A 21,290-nucleotide genomic window follows, 5' to 3' on the forward strand; every position below is an offset into this window, starting at 1 on the left:
CACATGCTGACCACGCTCCTCCACGACAGCCGTGCCCTGAGCGTGCTCGCGGTCCCGCTCATTCTCACCCAGCTCGCCCAGGTCGCCCTCACGACCACCGACACGGTGATGATGGGACTGCTCGGCACCACCGAGCTCGCCGCCGGCGGCCTCGCCATCGTGATCTTCAACCAGATCCGTACCATGGGCGTCGGCCTCGTCACCTCCGTCGGCAACCAGGTCGCCGCCGCAGCAGCCCGCGCCGAACAGGCGGCCCAGAGCACGGACGACCCGCAGGAGCCGGCGCACCCGGCACACGACGAGGTGCGGGGCGTGGTCCGCGCGAGCCTGGCCGTCGCCACCCTTGCCGGGATCGCCGGCACCGCGATGATGATCCTCATCGGGCAACTGCTGGCCTGGCTCGGTCAGGACGCGGACGTCGTCGGCCTCACCCAGCACATGCTGTACGCGCTCGCCCCCGGGCTGCTGCCCTGCCTGTGGTTCCAGGCCGTCCGCCAGTTCACCGTCGGCATGCGCCGCCCCCAGGCCCTCCTCCAGATCACCCTCGTGTCCATCGGCGTCAACGCCGGCCTCAACTGGATCCTCATCCACGGCACCTTCGGGCTTCCCCGCCTCGGGCTGACGGGCGTCGGCATCGCCACCTCCGCCGTCTACCTGCTGTCCTTCGTCGCTCTGTACGTCGCGGCGCGGAGGGACAGCATGCTCGCCCCACTCCTCACCCTCGACATCACCCGCACCGACCCGGCGGTGTTCAAGCGCCTCCTCGGTCTCGGCGTCCCGATCGCCCTCACGTACGGCTCCGAGGCGGGTTTCTTCTCCGTCACCGCCCTGATGGCCGGCTCCTTCGGCCCCGACGCGCTTGCCGCCCACACTGCCGTCAACCAACTCGTCTACATCGTCTTCCAGGTCGCCGTCGGCCTGTCCCACGCCGCGTCCATCAACGTCAGCCGCGAACTCGAGCTCGGCAACCACGACACCGCCCGCCGCATCAAGAACACCGCACTCGCCTGCGCCGCCGCCGTCATGACCTGCGTCGGCATCCTCTATCTCACCCTGCCCCGGCTGGTCCTGGCCCCCTTCCTCGACACCGGCTCCGCCCGGGCCCTCACCATCGCCACCCACCTGCTGATCGTCACCACGTTCCTGCAGTTCTTCGACTGCGCCCAGAACATCGGCGTCGGACTCCTGCGCGGACTCCACGACACCAAGAGCGGCTTCCGCATCACCGTCATCGGCTACTGGGTCGTCGGACTCCCCTCAGCCTGGCTCCTCGCCTACGCCCTCGGCCTGGAAACCATCGGCATCTGGCTCGGCCTCCTCACCGGCCTCGCGGCAACAGCGATCCTCCTGCTGCGCCGCTACAGCGCCGCTCTCACGGCCGCGCAGCCCTTGACGACAGCAACCGCCTGAACTTGCGGCGGTGGCTGTGACCACTCCGCCCAGCTCGCCGTGTCACGGCCCTACCTCGCCGCGCCGGGGCCGGGCGGTTCGAGCCGGTAGCCGTGTCCGCGCAGGGTCGTGAGCTCGGGCAGCTCGAGCGGGACGGGGCAGGCCGCCGCGGCGGTCTGCAGCCGGCGGCGCAGCGAGGACATGGTGACGTCCAGGGTCTTGGTGGGGCCGTACCAGTTCTCGTCCCACACCCGCGCCATCAGCGTCTCGCGCGAGACGGCCTCGCCCGGGTGCTGGGCCAGCACGGCGAGCAGCTCGAACTCCTTGGGGCGCAGTTCCACTTCGCCGTCGCCGAGCCGACAGCGGCGGGCCGCGATGTCCACCGTCAGGTCCCCCAGCCTGACCGGCTCGCTCAAGCCCGGCGGGCCGGCCGGGCGACGGCGCAGATGGGCGCGGAGCCGGGCGAGGAGCACGGTCAGCGAGAAGGGTTTGACCAGGTAGTCGTCGGCGCCCGCGTCCAGGCCCACGATCACGTCGATCTCCTCGCCGCGCGCGGTCAGAATGAGGATGAGGAGATCGGGGAACTCGTCGCGCAGCTCCCGCGCGACCTCGATGCCGTCCACGTCGGGGAGGCCGAGGTCGAGCAGGACGACGTCGAGGGGCAGCCGCCGGGCCTCGGCCAGCCCCGAGCCGCCGGTCCGGCTCCAGGCCACCTGGTAGCCGCTGCCGCGCAGCCCGGTCTCCAGATGTCGTCCGATGACGTCGTCGTCCTCGATGACCAGAACGGATACGGCGTCCTCGGCCCGTGTCGTACGCATGCCCCGAAGGGTAGGCCGGGCGGGTCGGTGGACGCGCGCGGCCGGGCCGGGATCAGAGTTCACGGAGTTCCTCCACAGCCGGCCGGGTGGATCTGCGCACGCCGTTGAGCGCGGCGGTGGCAATGGCCGCGAGGGCCGCCAGGAGGGTCAGGCCCAGATACGGCCAGGGTACGGCCACCCCCGCGGGCGGTGGGTCGAAAACGCCGGTCAGCACCTTGACGAGCATCTGGGTCAGGGCCCAGCCGATGAGCGCGCCTCCGGCCAGCCCGGCCGCGGTGAGCGCGGCGGCCTCGCTGAACACCAGCCCGCGCAGCTGCCGCCGGGTGGCGCCCAGCACGGTGGCGATGGCGAAGGTCCGGCGGCGCTCGGCGAGCCCGAGGGCCAGCACGATGCCGCCCGCGCCCGCTGCCAGCAGGACGGCGAAGGCGAGTTCGATCCTGGTGAGGCCGGCCAGGTCCACGGAGGTGAGGCTGGATCCGACGGCGGACCGGGTCTGGGTGATGTCGGTGACCTTCGCGGTGGTGCCGAGCTGGTGGCGCAGCTTCGCGGCGACGGCCTTCTGGTGTGTGCCCCCGGTGTCGACGAGGAAGGTGCCGACGGCGCCACTGCCGGTGGTCTTGGCGATATAGCCGGCATTGGCCACGAAGAAGCTGTCGCGCGGCGCGGTCGGGAACTCCTTGACGACGCCCGCGTAGTGGAACGGCACGGTGTGGAACGCCTTGGTCCTGGAGTCCTGGAGCCGCAGCTTGAGCGTGTCGCCCGGGGCCAGCTGGAAGTCCTTGACGGTCTCCTCGCTGACCAGGAGGGAGTCGGGCCGGGCCGCGAGCTTGGCCATGAGGCTCTTGGCGCTGCCGCCGGCGAAGTAGGCGTCCTGGAGAGAGGTGGCGGAGGTGATCGTGGAGGGCCGGACCCCGTACAGATCCTGGAGGTCGGCGCCGACGTAGGCGAACCGGTGCTGAAGCGGTTCGACATGGCGCACTCCCGGGATGGCCGCCAGCGGGTGGGCGGCGCTGGGGCCGACGGTCGAGCCGGGCGACTCGGTCACCGTCACGTCCGCGCCGTTGGTGAGCCGGGCGTCGACCTCCGCCTGCTGTCGGTAGGTGGCGTTGAACGCCGCCGTGGACACGGCGAAGGAGATGGCCAGCGCGAGCAGGACGATGGCCCGGGCCAGCGGGCGGCGCTGCCGGGACAGGCCCGCCGCGGTGGTCCCGGCCAGGGCTCCGGTCAGCGGCCGGACCAGCCGGGCCAGCGGTCGGCGCCCGTAGGTGAGGGCGAGCACGACCAGCCGCCACAGCAGCAGGGCGGAGCCGAGCCACAGCAGGGCCGGGCCCAGGAAGGCCCAGTAGGACACGGAGATGGTGGGGACCCCCTCCGGCGCCAGGACCAGGGAGTAGTTGTTTCCGCTGGAGGCGCGGAAGACGAAGAACGAGACGGCCAGCAGGATCAGGTCGGGGCAGAACCTCATCCACCGCGGGGTCCCGGCCCGGCCGACGACCCGCCGGGCCTCGGCGACGGTGCCCTGCCGCAGATCGCGCACGGCGGGCAGCAGGACGGCCAGGGCCGCGATGACCAGCCCCAGCAGCAGGGCCAGCAGGAACCAGCCCGCCGCGGCGGAGGTGCCGGAGCCGAAGGACGCGGTCCCGAAGGCGATACGGCCCGCGACGGCGGCGATGCCGAGCCCGAGCAGCCCGCCCGCCACGCCGACCACGGCGGCCTCGGTCGCCGCGATCCCGACGACCTTGCGGAACCCGAGGCCCCGGGTGCGCAGCAGGGCCTGCTCCCGGCGGCGCCGGTCGGCGCCGGCGCCCGCGAGGGCCGCGGTCAGCAGGGCCGCGAGCACGGCACCCGGCACGCCGAGGAACAGGAAGAGGATCTGGGCGTAGAGAGCGTCCTGGCGTGCGCTGTCGAGTGCGGCGCCGAGGTTGTCGCCCACCAGCGCGCCACCGGCGGAGCGCGCCTCGAGGTTGTGCGCGGCGCCGGTCACCGCGGTGTACGCGGCAGCGGGGTCGGCGGGCAGGCGTGCGTCGCGGGCGACATGGATCTGGGTGGCGACCGCGGCCGGGTCGGCGGCCCTGACGGGGGCGGTGACGGAGGCGAACTGCGCGGCGGGCAGCAGGATCACGTTGTCGGGCGGTGCCGAGGGCTGGGACTGGGGAGGGGCGCCGACCTTCTGGAACAGGGAGTCGGCCTGGGGGAGGTCGACCACACCGGCCACCTTGACATGCGCCGGGTGCCCTCCCGGGCGGCCGAAGGTGACGGTGTCCCCGGGGGCGACATGCAGATTGGCCGCGGTCTGCTGGGCGATGAGCACCCCGGACGTGCCGCCGGTCAGCTGGCGGATCTCGCCGGGGAAGGCGCCGCGGTAGCCGGGCGGCAGGCCGAGGACGACGCCGGGTCCGGTGCTCTGGGTGGAGCCGCCGGTGGTGGCCTGGAAGCCGGTGGTGTGCGCGAAGCCGACCGGGAGGGCGGTGTGCACCCCCGGGGCGGACCGTACGGTGCCCAGCACCTGGCCGGGGTCGGCACCCGGCTGGACCTCGACCTGCCAGTCGACGGCGACCGAGCGCACCGCGCGATCGGTCATCGTCGACTTCGAGGCGGTCAGGAAGGAGCCCAAGGCCGCGACCAGCGCGACGGCGAGCGAGATGCCGAGCGCGGCGGCCAGCAGTCTGCCCCGGCGGCGCCTGACCAGCCCGGACAGCCAGGTGGTGATCACGGGTTCTCTCCTTGACGTACGTGGGTGGGCGCGGGTGGCGCCCCGTTCGGCCCGGGTTCGGTTCGGGCGGGGACGACCAGCCGCCCCTCGTGCATGGGCCAGCGCTCGGCGAGGCGCTCGCCGACGGTGGGGTCGTGGGTGGTCACCACGAGCGCGGCGCCCAGTCGCGCCACGGCGTCCAGCAGGACGTCCAGGACGTGCCCGCCGGTGGCGCGGTCGAGCTGGCCGGTGGGTTCGTCGGCGAGGACCACGCGCGGCCCCAGGGCCAGCACCCGGGCCACAGCCACCCGCTGGGCCTGCCCGCCGGAGATCTCCTCCGGCAGTTTGTCCGCGAGGTCCGCCACGCCGACGGCCTCCAGCGCCGCCAGCGCGCGGCGGCGGGCCGCGGACTCCGCGGTGCCCGCCAGAACCAACGGCAGCGCGGCGTTCTCGGCGACGTCCAGGGCCGGGATCAGGCTCGGCGACTGGAAGACCACGCCGATGTCCCCGGCGGCGGCTCGCCGACCGAGGCCGGGCCAGTCGATCTCGCCGCTGGTCGGCCGCTCCAGGCCCGCCATCAGGTGCAGCAGCGTAGACTTGCCGGACCCGGAGGGTCCCATGATCGCGATGCGGTCGCCGGCCCGCACCAGGCAGCTGGCGCCGTGCACCGCGACGACCGCGTTCTCCCCCTGGCCGTAGGTGCGGGAAGCGTCCCGGCAGTCGATGAGGACGTCGGCGACGACGTCGGCGCTCATGGCTCGATCCTCCCGTCGCGCAGCACCAGCACCCGGTCGGCGAAGCCGACGACCTCGGTGTTGTGGGTGACGACGAGGACCCCGCGGCCCGCCCCGGCGCGGCTCCCCAGCAGGTCGAGCACGCGGCGTTCGGTACGTCCGTCCAACTCGCCCGTGGGCTCGTCGGCGAGCAGCACATCGGGGTCGTTCGCCAGGGCGACGGCCAGACCGGCGCGGGCGAGCTCGCCGCCGGACAGCTGGTGCGGCAGGGCGTGCGCCCGACCGCCGAGGCCGACCCCCTCCAGCAGCTCGGCGACGTCCTGGGTGTGGGTGCGGCGCCCGGCGGCCGCCTGTGCGAGTCGGATGTTCTCCCGTACGTCCAGGTGGGCGATGAGGTTGCCGGACTGGAGCAGCACCCCGACGCGCCGGGCGCGCACCCGCGCCCGTTGGGCCTCGGGGCGGTGGCTGATCCGCTCCCCGCCGACATGGACATAGCCGCCGGCCGGCTCGTCGAGCCCCGCCAGACAGGCCAGCAGGGTCGACTTGCCCGAGCCCGACGGCCCGACCACGGCCACGGTCTCGCCCCGCCCCACGCTCAGGGACACCCCGCGCAGCGCGAGCGTCTCCTCCTCGCCCGTGCGGAAGAAGCGGTAGAGGTCCCTGGCCTCGATGGCGGCCGCCTCGTCCGGGCTGGTCGCTGTCGCCGGGGCGGGCGCTGTCGTCGGGCCGGTCATCGCTGCCACCGGAGCGAGTCGCTGACGATGCGCCAGGGATCCACGTTGTCGGCGTTCGTCGGTCCGGACAGGGTCAGGGTGGCCTGGCGGCCGTTGTGGAAGAAGAGGTACGTCTCGACGGAGTCGCGCACCGCCTTGCCGGTCACCGGGTTGGGGGCCGAGTCGGCCTGGTAGGTGATCCGTACGGCCTGGCCGCCCTTGCGGGAAACTGTCGTGACTTTCTCCAGGGAGAAGCGCTGTGCCTGCTTCCTGAGGGCCGGGACCACCTGGGCCCGGGCCGACTTGACCGTCGGCGCCGCCGATGCCGGGGCGAAGCCGATCTTGACCGTGTTCAGCTTGTCGCTGAAGGTCGTGGTGGCGTGGGCGGACGAGCGGGCCCACCCCTCCGGGACCTTGACGGTGAAGCCGGCGCCGGAGGGCCGGTAGGAGACATAGGCCTGGTTGTCGGGGATGTCGCCGGGCGGGTTGGACTCCGTGGGCGCGGGGCCGGGCTGGTGCGACGAGGAGCCGGTCGAGCCGCTGTGCGAGCCGGAGCCGCCCCCGCCTCCCGAACAGCCCGCGAGGACCGCGGCGGCCAGGGCCATCGCGGCCGGGACGGCAAGAATGCCTCGTTTGGTCATGGTGTCTGTCCTCCGCGGGGGGCGGTCCGGTGATGTCCACGACGCTAGGGAGACGGTGCTCAAAGCCCGCTGCGACGAAGGTGAGACGACGGCAAAACACGGGGGCGAAATGCGGCCTGCCCGTCATACCTGGCACCGCCGGGGTGTCCGGGGGTCATGATGGGCGCATGAGGAAGCGCGTGGTGCGCGTGGCGGTGGTCGCGGTCATGGTGGCCCTCGTCCTGCTCGCCACGCCGCTGGCCGTGGGGATCCAGCGGTCCTTCATCTCGGACGAGCGCGGCGAGCTCGAGAGGGCGGCCCTGGCAGCCGCCGTGCGCGTGGGCTCGAAGTTCGCGGCGGGGGACCGCACGGAGCTGCCCACCAGCGAATCGGATGCCCGCGTGGGCCTGTACGACCTGGCCGGCCGCCTGCGCGACGGACACGGGCCCGCGACCGCGGATGCGGTGACCCGGCGGGCCATGGCCGGGGTCGTGGCGCGCGGCCGCGACGGCCAGGACCTGGTCGCCGCCGTGCCCGTGTCGACGGCGGAGCGGGTCACCGGCGTGGTCCGCGCGGCGGACGGCACCCAGGAGGTCTGGGCCCGGGTGGGCCTCGCGTGGGCGGCGCTCGTCGGCACCGCCCTGGCCGCGCTCGCCACCGGCGTACTGGTAGCGCGGCACCAGGCGAGGACGCTCACCGCTCCGCTGGAGGCGCTGTCGGCCACGGCCGTGGCCGTCGCCGGCGGCGATCTGACCGCCCGCGCCGGACGCAGCGCGATCGCCGAGATCGACCAGGTGGCGCGCACCCAGAACACCATGGTCGAGCGGCTGACCACGCTGCTCGAACACGAGCGGCAGTTCAGCGCCAACGCCTCCCACCAGCTCCGTACGCCGCTGGCGGGCCTCCAGCTGGGCCTCGAAGCGGCCGCCGCGGATCCGGGCGCGGACCTCGCGCGCCTCAGGGCGGCGATCGAGGAGGCCCTGGAGCGGTCCCGGCACCTTCAGCAGACGGTCGACGAGGTCCTGCGCCTGGCCAGAGCGGCACCCGGACCGCGACTCCCCGAGCGGTCCGGGCCGCTCGGGGAGCTGGCCGAGAGCGTGGAGCGCCGCTGGCACGGCGCGTTCGCCGCCGAAGGCCGCCGCCTGGACTTCGCGTTCGAACCGGGCAGCGAGACGATCCGCGTACCGGACCGGACCGCCGAGCAGATCCTGGATGTGCTGCTGGACAACGCGCTCCGGCACGGGAGCGGGACGGTCGGAGTCACGGTGCGGGAGATGACGGGCGCGGTCGCCGTGGACGTGGCCGACGAGGGGTCGCTGGCCCTCGAACCCGGGCTCGTCTTCGCGCGGGGCACCACCACCTCACGCTCCGGCAGCGGCATCGGCCTGCCCCTGGCGCGCGACATGGCGCGGGCGGCCGGGGGCCGGCTCACGCTCGTACGGGCCTCGCCGACCACCTTCACCCTGCTGCTGCCGATATCCGACCAGCCCCAATACTGATGACTTGAACCGTGTCCTGTGTGGTGAGGCGGATGTTGACCCGGCATGCGGCGGGGAACGTGGAACTGGATCGCGCCGGACGGCTTGCGGGAGATCGCAAGGCCGCTGCCCCCGGAGCAACGAACACGTCCGCAGCGCGGCGGAACGGCCAACACCCCTGATGAGACGCCGTTCGCAGCCATCATCTACGTGCTGATCTGGTCCAGAGCCGGATTGTGGGGCTGCCTACACGAAGCCGTGCTGCACCGGCTGGACGACGCCCGCCTGATCGACGTCACCCGCGTCGTCCTCGACACCGCCCACGTCAGGGCGAAAAAGCCAGCACGTCTAGGACTTCGGGCTTCGACAGGCAGCGGCCGCAGGCGGTCGCGGACCGCAGCGCCGCTTCCCACGCATGGCAGCGACACCCTCAGCGGGTGGTTGCCGAAACTCGACAGGGACAGGTGCGCGCTGTTTTCAGTGCTGTCCGAGGGACTTCCGAGGGACTTTCCGCCGCGTAAGACAGTAAGCCCGTGAAAGATCCGAAAGGGCCTCCGACACAGGTCAGAGGCCCTTTCCAGGGAAAAGTCGCAGGTGGGGCGGACGAGACCGGCCTGTACGCCGGGTTCTGTTCCCCAGGGCCCTTACGGCCCCCGGGGCGGCGGCCATCCATCTAGGACCGACGTTGCCGCCGGCCTCGTGCGGTCTACCCGCGGACTCGGGCGGGCAGCCCTCGATCGTCCGCGCAGAGCGCTTTCTACGGCGCTCCTCTTGACCTTGCTCCGGGTGGGGTTTACCGAGCCGTCCGAGTCACCTCGGACGCTGGTGGTCTCTTACACCACCGTTTCACCCTTACCGGGAACCTCGCGGCTCCCGGCGGTCTGTTTTCTGTGGCACTGTCCCGCGGGTCACCCCGGGTGGGCGTTACCCACCACCCTGCCGTGTGGAGCCCGGACGTTCCTCGGCGGGATCCCGAAAGACCCCGACGCGACCGCCCGGCCGGCTCGTCCGCCGTAGTGACCATGGTACCGGGGGCGCGCGGTGCCCCGGACAGCGGCGGGGATCAGAGGAAGTCGGCGGTCTCCAGGGAGAAGGAGAAGGGCGCGGGAAGGTCGATCGACTTGCCGAAGGGGACCCTGATGGCTTCCCGGTAATCGGCCTTGTCCGGGTCGCTGAACAGGGTCACCGAGCTCTCCTCGCGGCCGACGAGGAGGTAGAGCGGGATGCTCCCGTTCGCGTAGCAGTGGCGCTTGGTCTCCCGGTCGCGGTCCGGCCTGGTCGAGGTGACCTCGACGACCATCGAGACGCCCTCGCAGGGCATCCAGGGTGCGGCGCCCCGGAAGAGCCGCTGCTCGCTGGGCACGACGGTTCCGTCGGGGATCACATGGTCTGGCACACTCCATGCGTCGCGGGGAACCTTGAGCCCCTTGTTGCCGGAGAAGTCCATATCGATGACGGCCTTGGTGAACACCTGCTCAATGATCACGCTGATGTGTCGCTCGTGATCCCCGTCCGGCAGCCCTGTCACGATGATCTCCCCCTCGATCAGTTCGGCCCGGAAGCCTTCCGGCGTATCCAGGGCCAAGAAACCCTCCAGCAGGACTTCCTCCTGCGTCACCGGTCCATCTGCCATGGCGCTCACTGCCACGCCCCCTTCCCTGTCTTGTCGCCACAGTAGGTACCGAGGAGGCAGGCACCGCAGGAAAGAAAGTCCGCCTCACCCGATCGTGCACACAGAAGCCCGCGCGCAAGGCACCGTGTCGTCAAGCCGTAGGCTGCGACGGGCCCGCCCGCCGGGAGTCGTGGAGCGAAGGAGAGAACGCCGTGCTCGTGCTGTTGCCGCCGTCGGAGGGAAAGGCCCCGGCGGAGTCGGGGAGCCCGCTGGAGCCGGGGGCGCTGTCGCTGCCGGGGCTGGGCGAGGCGCGGGCGGCGGTGCTCGATGAGTTGGTGTCGCTGTGCTCGGGCGATGTGGGGAAGGCCGCCGAGGTGCTCGGGCTGAGCGAGGGGCTGCGCGGCGAGGTGGCCAAGAACGCGGGGCTGCGGGAGGCCGGGACGCGCCCGGCCGGGGAGATCTACACCGGTGTGCTGTACGACGCGCTCGGGCTGGCCACCCTGCCCGCCGCCGCCCGGCGCCGCGCGGAGCGGTCGCTGCTGGTGTTCTCCGGACTGTGGGGCGCCGTGCGGATCGACGACCGGATCCCGTCGTACCGCTGCTCGATGGGCGTGAAGCTGCCGGGCCTCGGCGCGCTCGGGGCGTTCTGGCGGGGGCCGATGAGCGAGGTGCTGCCGGAGACGGCCGGGGACGGGCTGGTGCTGGATCTGCGGTCGGCGGCGTACGCCACGGCGTGGAAGCCGAAGGGTGAGGTGGCGGAGCGTACGGCGACCGTGCGCGTGCTCCAGTCGAAGATCGTGAACGGGGTCGAGAAGCGGTCGGTGGTCAGCCACTTCAACAAGGCGACCAAGGGGCGGCTGGTGCGGGATCTGCTGGTGGCGGGAGCAGAGCCGAGCGGGCCCGAGGCGCTGGTGGACGCGCTGCGGAAGCTCGGCTACACCGTGGAGGCGGCCGCACCGGGCCGACCGGGGCGGGGCTGGGCCGTGGATGTGGTGGTCACGGAGTTGTAGGCGGTCAGGGCCAGCCAGCGGCGTTGCACCCTGCGCAACGGCCGTTGCGCCACGTGCCCGGCGGCGGCAGGATGGCCGCCGTGACTAGCGCTGCCTCCTCCGCCTCCCCCTCCGTACTCGACCTCGCCCCCGTCATCCCCGTCGTCGTCATCGACGACGCGGATGACGCCGTGCCGATGGCCCGCGCGCTCGTCGCGGGCGGGCTGCCCGCGATCGAGGTGACGCTGCGCACCCCGGCCGCCCCGGCCGCCATCCGGGCCATCGCCGAGGAGGTGCCCGAGGCGGTCGTCGGCGCCGGTACGGTGCTGGCGCCCGAGCAGGTGGAGGCGTCCGTCGCGGCCGGCGCGCGCTTTCTGGTCAGCCCGGGCTGGACGGACCGGCTGCTGGGCGCGATGCGCGCCTCGGGTGTGCCGTTTCTGCCGGGGGTCTCCACCACGTCGGAGGTCGTGGCGCTGCTGGAGCACGGGGTGACCGAGATGAAGTTCTTCCCGGCGGAGGCGGCCGGGGGGACGGCGTATCTGCGGTCGCTCGCCTCTCCGCTCCCCCAGGCCCGCTTCTGCCCCACCGGCGGCATCGACGCCTCCCGCGCCCCGGGCTATCTCGCCCTTCCCAACGTGGGCTGCGTCGGCGGCACTTGGATGCTGCCGCCGGACGCGATCGCCGCGCGCGACTGGGCGCGGGTGACGGATCTCGCGCGCGAGGCGGCGGCCCTGCGGTAGCGGCGGCTGACGGCTACCGCAGGTGCGTCGTGTCGTTCAGCAGCCGCAACGACGCGTTGCCGTCCGCGTAGTACGCCAGCGCCGACAGCGACGCCGCGGAGATCTCCATCCGGAACAGCGCCTCCGGCGGCGCGCCCAGCGCCAGCCGGACCAGGGTCTTGATCGGCGTCACATGCGTGACCAGCAGCACCGTACGGCCCGCGTAGCGCGCGACGAGCTGGTCGCGGGTGACCGCGACCCGGCGGGCGACCGCCGCGAAGCTCTCGCCGCCGCCCGTGGGGGCGGCCTTCGAGGAGCCGAGCCAGGCCTGGAGGTCGCCCGGGTGGCGCTCCCGCACCTCGGCGAACGTCAGCCCCTCCCAGGCCCCGAAGTCGGTCTCCCGCAGCCCCTCTTCGATGTGGACGTCGAGGCCGAGCCGCGCCGCCACCGCCTCGGCCGTGCCGACACAGCGCCTGAGCGGCGAGCTGACCACGGCCTGGATGGTGCCGCGCGCGGCCAGCGCCGCCGCCACGAGTTCGGCCTGGCGGCGGCCCACGGGCGAGAGCTCGGGGTCGGAGCCGCCGGTGCCGGAGAAGCGCTTCTCGGGGGTCAGCGCGGTCTCGCCGTGCCGCAGCAGCACGAAGGTGGCCGGGGCGCCCAGGTCCGCGGGGGCGGCCCAGCCGGGGGGCGCCACGGCCGGGGCGGCGGCCTCGGCGGGTACGGCGGGTGCCTCAAGGGCCTCGTCGGCGGCCGGCCGCCACTGCTCGCCCCGCTTGCCCGCGTCCATCGCCTCGTTGGCGAGCCGGTCCGCGTGCTTGTTCCGCTCGCGCGGAATCCACTCGTACGACACCTGTGCGGGCGGGAAGATCCCCCTGGCCTCGGCCGCGAGCGGGCGCATGCCGGGATGCTTGACCTTCCAGCGGCCCGACATCTGCTCGATCACGAGCTTGGAGTCCATCCGGACCTCGACCTCGGCCTCCGGGTCGAGGGCGCGCGCCGCCCGCAACCCGGCGATCAGGCCCTTGTACTCGGCGACGTTGTTGGTCGCCGTGCCGATGTACTCCGCCGCCTCGGCGAGGGTCTCGCCCGTCTCCGGGTCGAGGACGGCCGCGCCGTAGCCGGCCGGCCCCGGGTTGCCCCGGGAGCCGCCGTCCGCCTCGACGACGAAGCGACGCGCCATCGGCCTACAGCCCCGATTCGGGCGTACGGACCAGGATGCGGCGGCAGTTCTCGCACCGCACCACCGTGTCCGGAGCCGCCGCCCGCACCTCGTTGAGCTCGGTGATCGCCAGCTCCTGGCGGCAGCCGTCGCAGCGCCGCTGGTAGAGCCGGGCCGCGCCGACGCCGCCCTGCTGCTCGCGCAGCTTGTCGTAGAGCTTGAGCAGGTCGGCGGGGATCGTCCCGGCGATGACCCCGCGCTCCTTGGTGACCGTGGCCACCTCGGTGTCGATCTCCCCGGCCGCCGTGTCCCGCCGGGCGGTGGCGTCGCCGATCTTGGCCTGGAGCGACTCGACGCGGCCGGTCAGCTCGGCCACCCGCTCCTGCGCGGACTCGCGGCGCTCCATGACCTCCAGGACGACGTCCTCCAGGTCGCTCTGGCGCTTGGCGAGGGAGACGATCTCGTGCTGGAGGTTCTCCAGGTCCTTCGGGGAGGTGACGGCGCCGGAGTCGAGGCGCTTCTGGTCGCGGGCGGCGCGCTGGCGCACCTGGTCCACGTCCTGCTCCGCCTTCGTCTGCTCGCGGGCGGTGTCGCTCTCCTCGGTCTGCGCCGCCACAAGGAGGTCGCGCAGCTGGGTGAGGTCGGCGTTCAGGGTGTCGAGCTCCGCGTGCTCGGGCAGCGTCCGGCGCTTGTGGGCGAGTTGGGAGAGCCGGACGTCGAGGGCCTGGACCTCGAGGAGGCGGATCTGGTCGGCGGGCGCGGCGTTCAGCGTGGGGCTCCAGGGGTGGTGGAAGGGACGTGAGCGGTGGTGGGCGCGTGAGCGGTCCAAGGGTCGGTGACCGTACGGGAGATATGGGTGCGCAGACCCCAGCCGTGCCGGTCGGAGATCTCGTCGAGCTGCGCGGCGGCCTGTTCGACCCAGGGCCACTCGGTGGCCCAGTGGGCCGCGTCCAGCAGCGCGAGACCGTCCCCGCCGGCGGACGCGGACATCGCCGCGGCCTGCTGGGCCTCGGAGGCGGGGTGGTGGCGCAGATCGGCGGTGAGGTAGGCGTCGACCCCGGCCGCGCGCACCTCGTCGAAGAGGCTGTCGCCGGAGCCGCCGCAGACGGCGACCGTACGGATCAGCCGGTCGGGGTCGCCCGCGACGCGGATGCCCTGGACGGTGGCGGGCAGCCGGGCGGCGGCGCGTTCGGCGAAGTCCCGCAGCGCGACGGGGTGGTCCAGCTCACAGACCCGGCCGAGGCCGCGGCGGCCCGCGGGGTCGGTGGGGTCGGGCACCAGCGGGCCGGTGATCCGCAGGTCGAGGGCGCCGGCGAGGGCGTCGGAGACGCCGGGGTCGGCGCGGTCGGCGTTGGTGTGCGCGACGTGCAGCGTGATGTCGTTCTTGATCAGGGTGTGCACGACCCGGCCCTTGAAGGTGGAGGCCGCGACCGTGGTCGTGCCGCGCAGATAGAGCGGGTGGTGGGTGACCAGCAGATCGGCGCCCAGCTTCACCGCCTCGTCGGCGACTTCCTGCACGGGGTCGACGGCGAACAGGACGCGGCCGACCTCGGCGCCGGGGTCCCCGCAGACCGTACCGACGGCGTCCCACTGCTCCGCCCGCTCGGGGGGCCAGAGTGCGTCGAGTGCGGCGAGGACGTCAGAGAGTGCGGGCACGGGGCAAGGCTACCTCCCGGATCACCCCCAAGCCTTGCCCCTGTCTTTACTCACCGCGACCACATGGGCAGGCCCGGCACACAGCACAGCCCGGCTCGACTTCTCAGGCGAATCGGGCAACAGACACACTTACGCGTGAATCGCGCCGATTTCGGCGTTCGGCAGCGAGTGCGATAACTACGTTCAGTGGCCGGAGGTGGACTGAACCATGACAGCCTGTGCCTTCGATGCCGCGCTCGCCGCAGGCGCCACCGGTGCCCAGGGCGCCGCTCACCGGCGCCGAGCGGCGTTCACGATCGCCGCGGACGGTTCGTACGGAGCCCGGCTCGCGCTCAGCGGCGAGGCGGGCTGCTGGTTCCCCGAGCGCTGGACGCTCGACGGACCCGAGCCCTATACCGTGCCGCTGCCCGCGGCCCAGCCCGAGGAGCCGGACAGCGAGGTGCTGCCCCTGGCCGACGGGCAGGTGCTCATCCGCCGCCGGGTGGCCGGCCGCCACACCCTCTCCTTGCTCTATCCGGCCGGCCCCGGCACCGGCGAGCGGCCGCTGGGCGCCATCGAATGCGCCGAGCTGTCGCTGCTGCCGCCCGCCCCCGGCGGCTCGTTCGCCTTCGCGCTCGGCCACGGCGAGCGGTCGACCTCGGTGTGGCTGGTGCACGGCGGCGGCTTCGGGCCGCAGCACCTGGCCGAGCTGCCCGGCCGCTGCACGGGCGGCATCTGGCTGGACCGTACGGGGCGGCTGCTCGCCCTCGACCGGCGGCTCGACGGCCGCACCAAGACCGTGGTCGTCGATCTGCGGCGGGCCGGCGAGACCAGCCCGCTGCTCCAGATCACCGACGACAGCGACGACCGGCTGCTGCTGGCCGACCCGGACAGCGGCCTGCTGCTCGTACGGTCCGACGCGCCCGGGGACGAGCGGCTGGGGTGGGGCGTGCTGGGCAGCACCCGCCCGGTCAGGTTCCCCGACTGCCTGCGGCCCGCGCAGGCCGAGGCCACGCCCTTCGCGGTGCAGCCGGGCCAGGTGCTGACGCCGGAGGCGTGCGCGGTGGCCTTCCGCCTCGACGGCCCGGCCGGGCGGCCGTGGGTGGGCCTGTGGCGGCCCTCCGAGCGGCGGTTGCGGCAGCTCCCGGCGCCGGAGGGGTGGCTGGCGGGCGCGGGCCTGTGGACCCGGGACGGCGAGCTGCGGCTGCCGTACGCGACGGGGCAGGTGCCGTGCGGGGTGGCGCGGCTGCGGATGCCCGAGCCGGCGGAGCCGCAAGAGCCGCAGGAGTCACCGCGGGCGGCGCGGATCGCGCGGGTGGCCCGGGTGGACCGTGTGGTGGGGCCGCTGGATCTGCCGCGGCCGGTGGGGTCGGCGGGGCCGGCGCGGCCCGCGCCGTCGCCGTCCCCGGCGCTCTCTCAGGCGCCTTCTCTGGCGGCGGGCGCGGCGGTGGCGTCCTGGACCCGGGTCCGGGCGGGAGGCGCGGGGGCGCCCCCCGCGGGCGAGACCGGGGTCGAGCCGTGGGCCGGGACGGGGTCCTGGGCCGGGGTCGCGCAGGAGACCGGCCCGGAGGCGGAGCCGGGCCCCGGGGCGCCGACGGCGAGGACCGCGCCGACCATCGGGCCGATCGCACCGCCCGCCGTACCGCCGCCCGGCTCCGAGCGGGGGCAGAAGCGGGAGCGGGGGGCCGGGCGCCTGCCCGTCCGCCGGCTCAGACCCGAGCTCGCCCCCGAGCCCGCCGTGGGGCCCGTCCCCGGGCAGGAGTCCGGCACCGCCGCACGCCCCGTACCGCTACAGCAGGCGCCGCTCGCCCGCCCCGAGCAACTCCGCCCCGCTCACCCGACCCACCCGTCCCATCAGTCCCGTCCGCCCCGTCCACCCCGGTGGGTCCGAGATCGACGCTCTGGTTAAAATCGTTCGGGGGCTGTGACAGCTGTGCGTTCCGTAGACCCGCGGGACGTTTGATGCGTCACGCAGGGACAGCGTCATGGCGTCTTCTGTCCTCACGACCGGCCCCCCGCGCACCGTACGCAGCAATCTGACGGGGTGACTTCCCAGATGTCCCAAGCCCGCACGAACACGACCGAGGCGCGTCCACAGGAGGCGGTCGCGGCGGCCGGGGCCGACGCCACGGCCCACGGCAAGCACCGGGGCCAGGCCGCGCCCGAGGACGCCCAGACCGCGCCCCACGGCCGCCACCGCCGCCCCGGCGAGGAGGCGGCGGCAGCGTCCTGACACCGGGGTCGGAGAGCCTTAAACCCGCTGGGCGAACCGCACCCGCAGCGAGCCGGGGCCCCGGGTGAACACGCCTGTCTCGGCGGGGACCTCGCCATCGCCATCGGCGAAGGCCATCGTCGGGAAGGCGTCCAGCAGGTGGTTGACGCCCACCTCGACCTCGGTCTTCGCCAACAGCGCCCCCACACAGAAGTGCCGTCCGAGCGCGAACGCCAGATGGTCCGCGGCGGCCGAGAAGGCGCTGCTGGTCGTCAGGTCCTCACGGAAGATGTTGAACGTGTCGGGATCGGCGTAGCGGCTCTCGTCACGGTTGGCCGCTCCGATCAGACATGTGACGGTGGCACCCGCCGGAATCGTGCCGCCGCTCATCTCCACGTCCTCACTCGGCTGACGCATGATCATGTGCACCGGAGGCGTGAAGCGCAGCGTCTCGGCGAAGGCCGCCGGAATGAGAGTACGGTCCTCGCGCACGGCCGCCAGTTGCTCCGGATGGGCCAGCAGATTACGGAAGAGACCGGCGATGGCCTTGTCCGTCGTCTCACCGCCGGCCGCGAGCAGCAGGCTGACGAACGCCTTGATGTCCTCGTCGCTCATCCGCGTGCCGTCGATCTCGGCGGCGCACAGGACGGAGAGCAGATCGTCACCCGGACGCGCGCGCCGGTCCTGGATGATCGGGATCATGTAGGCGGCGAGTTCGTCCCGGGTGCGCACCCCCGCCGCCGCGACCTCGGGGTCCTGGCTCAGATTGCCCAGGAAGTCGATGATCGAGGTGTACCAGACGTGGAACCGGCCGTGGTCCGCCCGGTCAAGACCGAGCATGTCGACGATCACGTTGATCGGGAAGCGGGTCGCGTACTGTCCCACCAGATCGGCTTCCGGCGCGTCCCGGAAGGCATCGATGAGTTCCCGGGAGTTGCGCTCGATGACGGGCAGGAACTTCTCCTGTAGATCCTTTCCTCTGAAGGCGGGGGCCACCAGCGCGCGGCGCACGGAGTGCTCGCGCCCGTCCATCTGGAGAATGGTCCGGCCGTGCACCGGCTCCAGCTGCCAGTCGTAGTTGCGGCTGGTGAACACCGGGTCCTTGAACGCCCGGGCGACGTCCTCGTAGCGGGAGACGATGTAGGCGTCGGTCGCTTGGTGGTGGATCAGCGGAAAGTCCTCGCGCATGGTCCGGTAGGCGGGGTAAGGGTCCGCCGCGAACTCCGGGGAGAGGATGTCGGGCGCCGTGGAGGGGGTGGTGGTCATGGTGGAGCACTCCCTGGGCGAGCGGCAGCGGTCACCGGCCGTACGCACCCACGGCGCACGGCACACGGCACACAGCACGCGGAATCTTGCCGGAGCACGACGACGGCCCCGCTCATGCCACGTGATCGGATGTCAGGCCGTGGCCAAGGCTAGATGCAATAGGACCGACGGTCCAGATCCACTCCGGGTCACCCCCGCTTGAGCCCCAGCACCTCCACCGCCGCGAAGGTCTCCCCGCGCGGCCGTCCGGCGAAGTACGGCGTCAGGGCCCCGTCCAGTTCCTCGAAGGTGAACGCCTCCTTCGCCGTGTCCAGCTTCGTCGCCACCCTCGGCCGCTCCAGGACGGCCACCATCCCGCCGTGGACGACGAAGACCTGCCCGCTGATCCCCGCCGCCTCCGGCGCCGCCAAGTAGCCGACGAGCGGGGCGACATGCTCGGGCGCGAGCGCGTCGAGGCCGCCGCCCTCGGGGAGTTCGAGGGCCGCGAAGACGTCCTCGGTCATCCGGGTGCGGGCGCGCGGGCAGATGACGTTGGCCGTCACCCCGTACTTGGCGAGCGCCCCCGCCGTGGAGGTCGTCAGCCCGACGATGCCGCCCTTGGCCGCCGCGTAGTTCGGCTGGCCCGGGGAGCCGGCGAGGAACGCCTCGGATGAGGTGTTCACGATCCGGCCGCCGACCGGGCCGCCCTCCGCCGCCTTGGACCGCTCCCGCCAGTGGGCGGCGGCGAAGCGGGTCATGTTGAAGTGGCCCTTGAGATGGACGCGGATGACCGAGTCCCACTCGTCCTCGGACATCGAGAAGACCATCCGGTCCCGCAGGATGCCCGCGTTGTTGACCAGGATGTCGAGCGCGCCGTATGTGTCGACCGCCAGCCGCACCAGCTCGCCCGCCTGCTCGAAGTCGGCCACGTCCCCGACGTGGGCCGTGGCCTGTCCGCCGGCCGCCCGGATCTCCTGGGCGACCTCCTCGGCCGGGGCGGCCGACGCCTCGCCGGAGCCGTCGCGTCCGGGCCGGCCGAAGTCGTTGACGACGACGCTCGCGCCCAGGCGCGCCAGCTCCAGCGCCTCGGCGCGGCCGAGGCCCCGCCCGGCGCCCGTGACGATCGCGGTCTTCCCCGCCAGCGGCATGCGCGGCATGAACATCCTCCGTGTCGTCTGTGTCGTCTGTGTCGTCCGTGTCGTCCGTGTCGTCCGTGTCGTTCAGATCTGGATGCAGGTGCGCAGCGATTCCCCCGTCCGCATCTGGTCCAGCGCGTCGTTGATCTCGCCGAGCCGTACACGGTGGGTGATGAGCCCTTCGAGGTCGATCCGGCCCGCCCGCCACAGCGCGACGGCCCGCCGGTACGAGCGGAGCACATCGCCGCCGCCGTACAGCGAGGGCAGGATGCGCTTCTCGTCGAAGAACAGCTCGAACATGCTGAGCTTCAGGTAGTCGTCCAGCGCCCCCGCCCCGACCACGCACAGCGTGCCGCCGCGCCGCGTCGCCTCGTAGGCCGTGCGGGCGGTGGCGGACCTGCCGACGACCTCGAAGACGTAGTCGAAGCCCTCGCCCGAGGTGACGCGGTTCTTGGCGTCGTCCAGGCCCTCGGGCGCCACCGCTTCCGTGGCGCCGAAGCGTAAGCCCGCCTGGCGCCGCGACTCGACCGGGTCGACGGCGACGATCTGCGCGGCGCCCACCGCCCGGGCGCCCTGGACGGCGCTGATGCCCACGCCGCCGCAGCCGATGACCGCGACCGAGGAGCCCGCCTCGACCCCGGCCGTGTTGAGGACCGCGCCGAGCCCCGTGGTCACCCCGCAGCCGATGAGGGCCGCGATGTCGTACGGCACATCGTCGGGGATCGGCACGGCGCACTGCGCGGGCAGCACGACCTCCTCGGCGAAGGTGCCGGTCCCGGCGAAGCCGAAGACGTCCTCGGGGGCGCCGCCGGGGCGCTTGAAGTTGGGGGTGCCGGCGTTCATGAACCCGGTCAGGCACAGATGGGACTGGCCGCGCTCGCAGGCCGGACACGCGCCGCAGGCGGGCAGCCAGCAGACCAGCGCCCGGTCGCCCGGGCTCAGGCCGGTCACCCCCTCGCCCACCTCGACGATCTCGCCCGCGCCCTCGTGCCCGGGGACGAAGGGCCCCGGCTGGGGCAGTACGCCGCTCATGGCCGACAGGTCGGAGTGGCACAGCCCGGTGGCCTTGACGCGCAGCCTGACCTTGCCCGGGCCGAAGCCCACCGCCTCCATGTCGTCGAGGACTTCGAGCTTGTCCTGCCCTATCTCGTGCAGTACGGCTGCGCGCACAGCGGCTCCTCTCGTCCGTGCGGGGTCTCTGTTTCTTCAGTCGTGCTTGACGACCGTGTCGGTGAGGACCGGCGCGTCGTCCCGTTCCACGGCCGTGGCCAGCAACTGCACGGAGTCGGAGGCTGAGCCTGAGTCTCGCCACATGCGGATGCGCAGCGTCTCGCCGGGGAAGACGACCCCGGCGAACCGCGTGGTGTACGAGCGGACGCGGGCGACGTCGCCGCCCAGGGCGGTGTCCACGACGGCCTTGAGGGCGACCCCGTACGAGCACAGGCCGTGCAGGATCGGCCGGTCGAACCCCGCGACCTTGGCGAACTCGGGGTCGGCGTGGAGCGGGTTCCAGTCGCCGGACAGGCGGTAGAGAAGCGCCTGGTCCTCGCGGATCGCTCGCTCGACGGTCAGGTCGGGCTCGCGGGCGGGGAGTTCGAGCCGGTCGGCGGGCCCGCGTTCGCCGCCGAAGCCGCCCTCTCCGCGTACGAAGATCCCGGTGTCGCAGGTCCACAGCGGCCCGTCCGCGTCGGCGACCTCGCTGCGCAGCACGATGACCGCGGCCTTGCCCTTGTCGTGGACGGCGGCGACCTTCGACGTCTGGGTGGCGGCCCCGGCGAGCGGGATGGGCCGGTGCAGCGCGATGGTCTGGCCGCCGTGCAGGACGGCGGCGAGGTCGACGTCGATGCCCGGGGCGCTGAGGCCGCCGGCCACCGCCATGCCGCCGCCCGCGACCGTGGCGAAGCTGGGGAGGACGTGCAGCCTGCTCTCGAGGGTGTAGCGGAGCTCGTCGGGGTCGGTGGCCGGGACGCCCGCCCCCACGCCGAGGTGGTAGAGCTGGATGTCCTTGTGGCCCCAGGTGAGAGCGGTCGTCCGGGGTTCGGCCGAGACGGCCTTGGCTGCATCGATGGGCATTGCTGAGAGCACTCCTCGCCACGGTGTGGAAGACCCCGGCCCGCCCGTCCGCACCGTCGGCCGCGC

General features: G+C 73.3%; 19 protein-coding genes, 1 other RNA gene and 1 pseudogene. 7 read left to right on the forward strand and 14 right to left on the reverse strand.

Translation table 11 applies throughout. From position 1 onward, the window contains the following. Positions 1–3 precede the first annotated feature (3 nt). Entirely contained in the window at positions 4–1,410 is a 1,407-nt protein-coding gene (locus ACZ4WQ_RS02885) for an MATE family efflux transporter (protein ID WP_468021958.1), read from the forward strand. A 50-nt stretch (positions 1,411–1,460) separates the two neighbouring features. Here the strand turns inward: ACZ4WQ_RS02885 and ACZ4WQ_RS02890 are convergent, their stop codons facing one another. Genes ACZ4WQ_RS02890 through ACZ4WQ_RS02910 form a run of 5 tightly spaced genes read right to left on the reverse strand, consistent with a single transcriptional unit; the run spans position 1,461 to position 6,987 of the window. Continuing rightward, positions 1,461–2,207: a response regulator transcription factor gene (locus ACZ4WQ_RS02890; RefSeq protein ID WP_468021959.1), complete on the reverse strand. Its 747-nt coding sequence runs from the start codon at positions 2,205–2,207 to the stop codon at positions 1,461–1,463. 52 nt (positions 2,208–2,259) lie between these two features. Then, positions 2,260–4,920 (reverse strand): FtsX-like permease family protein, encoded by a 2,661-nt coding sequence (locus ACZ4WQ_RS02895; RefSeq protein WP_468021960.1) that lies wholly within the window; start codon positions 4,918–4,920, stop codon positions 2,260–2,262. Continuing rightward, positions 4,917–5,654, reverse strand: a complete 738-nt coding sequence (locus ACZ4WQ_RS02900; RefSeq protein WP_361193842.1) for an ABC transporter ATP-binding protein — start codon at positions 5,652–5,654, stop codon at positions 4,917–4,919. The genes ACZ4WQ_RS02895 and ACZ4WQ_RS02900 overlap by 4 nt, the downstream gene beginning before the upstream one ends. Beyond that, the gene (locus tag ACZ4WQ_RS02905; protein WP_361193845.1) at positions 5,651–6,367 is read right to left on the reverse strand and encodes an ABC transporter ATP-binding protein; all 717 of its coding nucleotides are present in this window, start codon (positions 6,365–6,367) and stop codon (positions 5,651–5,653) included. The genes ACZ4WQ_RS02900 and ACZ4WQ_RS02905 overlap by 4 nt, the downstream gene beginning before the upstream one ends. After that, on the reverse strand, positions 6,364–6,987 hold the full coding sequence (locus ACZ4WQ_RS02910) for a hypothetical protein (RefSeq protein ID WP_385341650.1): 624 nt from the start codon (positions 6,985–6,987) through the stop codon (positions 6,364–6,366). Before ACZ4WQ_RS02910 ends, ACZ4WQ_RS02905 begins: the two co-directional genes overlap by 4 nt. Positions 6,988–7,154: 167 nt before the next feature. Between ACZ4WQ_RS02910 and ACZ4WQ_RS02915 the strand changes: the two genes are divergently transcribed. Both ACZ4WQ_RS02915 and ACZ4WQ_RS02920 read left to right on the forward strand, forming a co-directional pair. Continuing rightward, positions 7,155–8,465 carry a HAMP domain-containing sensor histidine kinase gene (locus ACZ4WQ_RS02915; protein ID WP_385341653.1) on the forward strand — a complete coding sequence of 437 codons (1,311 nt, stop codon included), beginning with the start codon at positions 7,155–7,157 and terminating at the stop codon, positions 8,463–8,465. A 45-nt stretch (positions 8,466–8,510) separates the two neighbouring features. Beyond that, a pseudogene (locus ACZ4WQ_RS02920) lies at positions 8,511–8,783 on the forward strand (IS5/IS1182 family transposase); the annotation flags it as partial. A 261-nt stretch (positions 8,784–9,044) separates the two neighbouring features. Here ACZ4WQ_RS02920 and rnpB read toward each other — a convergent pair. Together rnpB and ACZ4WQ_RS02930 are read right to left on the reverse strand one after the other, a co-directional pair. Next, positions 9,045–9,451, reverse strand: an RNA gene (gene rnpB, locus ACZ4WQ_RS02925) — RNase P RNA component class A. A gap of 56 nt (positions 9,452–9,507) precedes the next feature. After that, positions 9,508–10,077, reverse strand: coding sequence for a Uma2 family endonuclease (locus ACZ4WQ_RS02930; RefSeq protein WP_468021961.1), 570 nt, complete (start codon positions 10,075–10,077; stop codon positions 9,508–9,510). Positions 10,078–10,268: 191 nt separating this feature from the next. Between ACZ4WQ_RS02930 and yaaA the strand changes: the two genes are divergently transcribed. Further along, entirely contained in the window at positions 10,269–11,066 is a 798-nt protein-coding gene (gene yaaA, locus ACZ4WQ_RS02935; RefSeq protein ID WP_468021962.1) for a peroxide stress protein YaaA, read from the forward strand. A gap of 71 nt (positions 11,067–11,137) precedes the next feature. Then, positions 11,138–11,785, forward strand: coding sequence for a bifunctional 4-hydroxy-2-oxoglutarate aldolase/2-dehydro-3-deoxy-phosphogluconate aldolase (gene eda, locus ACZ4WQ_RS02940; RefSeq protein ID WP_468021963.1), 648 nt, complete (start codon positions 11,138–11,140; stop codon positions 11,783–11,785). A gap of 13 nt (positions 11,786–11,798) precedes the next feature. On the opposite strand, the gene ACZ4WQ_RS02945 is transcribed toward eda, so the two are convergent. Genes ACZ4WQ_RS02945 through ACZ4WQ_RS02955 form a run of 3 tightly spaced genes read right to left on the reverse strand, consistent with a single transcriptional unit; the run spans position 11,799 to position 14,579 of the window. Then, positions 11,799–12,944, reverse strand: coding sequence for a bifunctional RNase H/acid phosphatase (locus tag ACZ4WQ_RS02945; protein WP_468021964.1), 1,146 nt, complete (start codon positions 12,942–12,944; stop codon positions 11,799–11,801). Between the two features lie 4 nt (positions 12,945–12,948). Further along, entirely contained in the window at positions 12,949–13,692 is a 744-nt protein-coding gene (locus ACZ4WQ_RS02950) for a zinc ribbon domain-containing protein (RefSeq protein WP_361188339.1), read from the reverse strand. Further along, complete coding sequence (locus ACZ4WQ_RS02955) at positions 13,689–14,579, reverse strand: Nif3-like dinuclear metal center hexameric protein (protein WP_468021965.1); 891 nt, start codon at positions 14,577–14,579, stop codon at positions 13,689–13,691. The genes ACZ4WQ_RS02950 and ACZ4WQ_RS02955 overlap by 4 nt, the downstream gene beginning before the upstream one ends. Before the next feature lie 208 nt (positions 14,580–14,787). Here ACZ4WQ_RS02955 and ACZ4WQ_RS02960 point away from each other — a divergent pair, with 208 nt between their 5' ends. Together ACZ4WQ_RS02960 and ACZ4WQ_RS02965 are read left to right on the forward strand one after the other, a co-directional pair. After that, a complete protein-coding gene (locus ACZ4WQ_RS02960; protein ID WP_468021966.1) occupies positions 14,788–16,467 on the forward strand; it encodes a hypothetical protein in 1,680 nt (559 codons plus the stop codon). A 147-nt stretch (positions 16,468–16,614) separates the two neighbouring features. Continuing rightward, complete coding sequence (locus tag ACZ4WQ_RS02965; protein WP_311722867.1) at positions 16,615–16,791, forward strand: hypothetical protein; 177 nt, start codon at positions 16,615–16,617, stop codon at positions 16,789–16,791. Between the two features lie 18 nt (positions 16,792–16,809). Here the strand turns inward: ACZ4WQ_RS02965 and ACZ4WQ_RS02970 are convergent, their stop codons facing one another. From ACZ4WQ_RS02970 to ACZ4WQ_RS02985, 4 genes are all read right to left on the reverse strand, one after another. After that, positions 16,810–18,036, reverse strand: coding sequence for a cytochrome P450 (locus tag ACZ4WQ_RS02970; RefSeq protein ID WP_468021967.1), 1,227 nt, complete (start codon positions 18,034–18,036; stop codon positions 16,810–16,812). A gap of 188 nt (positions 18,037–18,224) precedes the next feature. Next, positions 18,225–19,163 carry a 3-oxoacyl-ACP reductase gene (locus ACZ4WQ_RS02975; RefSeq protein WP_468022094.1) on the reverse strand — a complete coding sequence of 313 codons (939 nt, stop codon included), beginning with the start codon at positions 19,161–19,163 and terminating at the stop codon, positions 18,225–18,227. 72 nt (positions 19,164–19,235) lie between these two features. Beyond that, on the reverse strand, positions 19,236–20,321 hold the full coding sequence (locus tag ACZ4WQ_RS02980) for a Zn-dependent alcohol dehydrogenase (protein ID WP_385341671.1): 1,086 nt from the start codon (positions 20,319–20,321) through the stop codon (positions 19,236–19,238). Between the two features lie 36 nt (positions 20,322–20,357). Beyond that, positions 20,358–21,224: a MaoC/PaaZ C-terminal domain-containing protein gene (locus ACZ4WQ_RS02985; protein WP_468021968.1), complete on the reverse strand. Its 867-nt coding sequence runs from the start codon at positions 21,222–21,224 to the stop codon at positions 20,358–20,360. Positions 21,225–21,290 lie beyond the last annotated feature (66 nt).

Source organism: Streptomyces sp. NPDC028305, assembly GCF_055569495.1.

Bases quoted from the DNA above. Each gene is read 5' to 3' on its own strand.
- ACZ4WQ_RS02960 (WP_468021966.1), top strand. From the start codon at position 14,788: ATGACAGCCTGTGCCTTCGATGCCGCGCTCGCCGCAGGCGCCACCGGT.
- ACZ4WQ_RS02905 (WP_361193845.1), bottom strand. From the start codon at position 6,367: ATGACCGGCCCGACGACAGCGCCCGCCCCGGCGACAGCGACCAGCCCG.
- ACZ4WQ_RS02945 (WP_468021964.1), bottom strand. From the start codon at position 12,944: ATGGCGCGTCGCTTCGTCGTCGAGGCGGACGGCGGCTCCCGGGGCAAC.
- ACZ4WQ_RS02930 (WP_468021961.1), bottom strand. From the start codon at position 10,077: ATGGCAGATGGACCGGTGACGCAGGAGGAAGTCCTGCTGGAGGGTTTC.
- ACZ4WQ_RS02975 (WP_468022094.1), bottom strand. From the start codon at position 19,163: ATGCCGCTGGCGGGGAAGACCGCGATCGTCACGGGCGCCGGGCGGGGC.
- ACZ4WQ_RS02970 (WP_468021967.1), bottom strand. From the start codon at position 18,036: ATGACCACCACCCCCTCCACGGCGCCCGACATCCTCTCCCCGGAGTTC.
- ACZ4WQ_RS02900 (WP_361193842.1), bottom strand. From the start codon at position 5,654: ATGAGCGCCGACGTCGTCGCCGACGTCCTCATCGACTGCCGGGACGCT.
- ACZ4WQ_RS02985 (WP_468021968.1), bottom strand. From the start codon at position 21,224: ATGCCCATCGATGCAGCCAAGGCCGTCTCGGCCGAACCCCGGACGACC.
- ACZ4WQ_RS02910 (WP_385341650.1), bottom strand. From the start codon at position 6,987: ATGACCAAACGAGGCATTCTTGCCGTCCCGGCCGCGATGGCCCTGGCC.
- eda (WP_468021963.1), top strand. From the start codon at position 11,138: ATGGCCGCCGTGACTAGCGCTGCCTCCTCCGCCTCCCCCTCCGTACTC.
- ACZ4WQ_RS02915 (WP_385341653.1), top strand. From the start codon at position 7,155: ATGAGGAAGCGCGTGGTGCGCGTGGCGGTGGTCGCGGTCATGGTGGCC.
- ACZ4WQ_RS02890 (WP_468021959.1), bottom strand. From the start codon at position 2,207: ATGCGTACGACACGGGCCGAGGACGCCGTATCCGTTCTGGTCATCGAG.
- ACZ4WQ_RS02965 (WP_311722867.1), top strand. From the start codon at position 16,615: ATGTCCCAAGCCCGCACGAACACGACCGAGGCGCGTCCACAGGAGGCG.
- ACZ4WQ_RS02885 (WP_468021958.1), top strand. From the start codon at position 4: ATGCTGACCACGCTCCTCCACGACAGCCGTGCCCTGAGCGTGCTCGCG.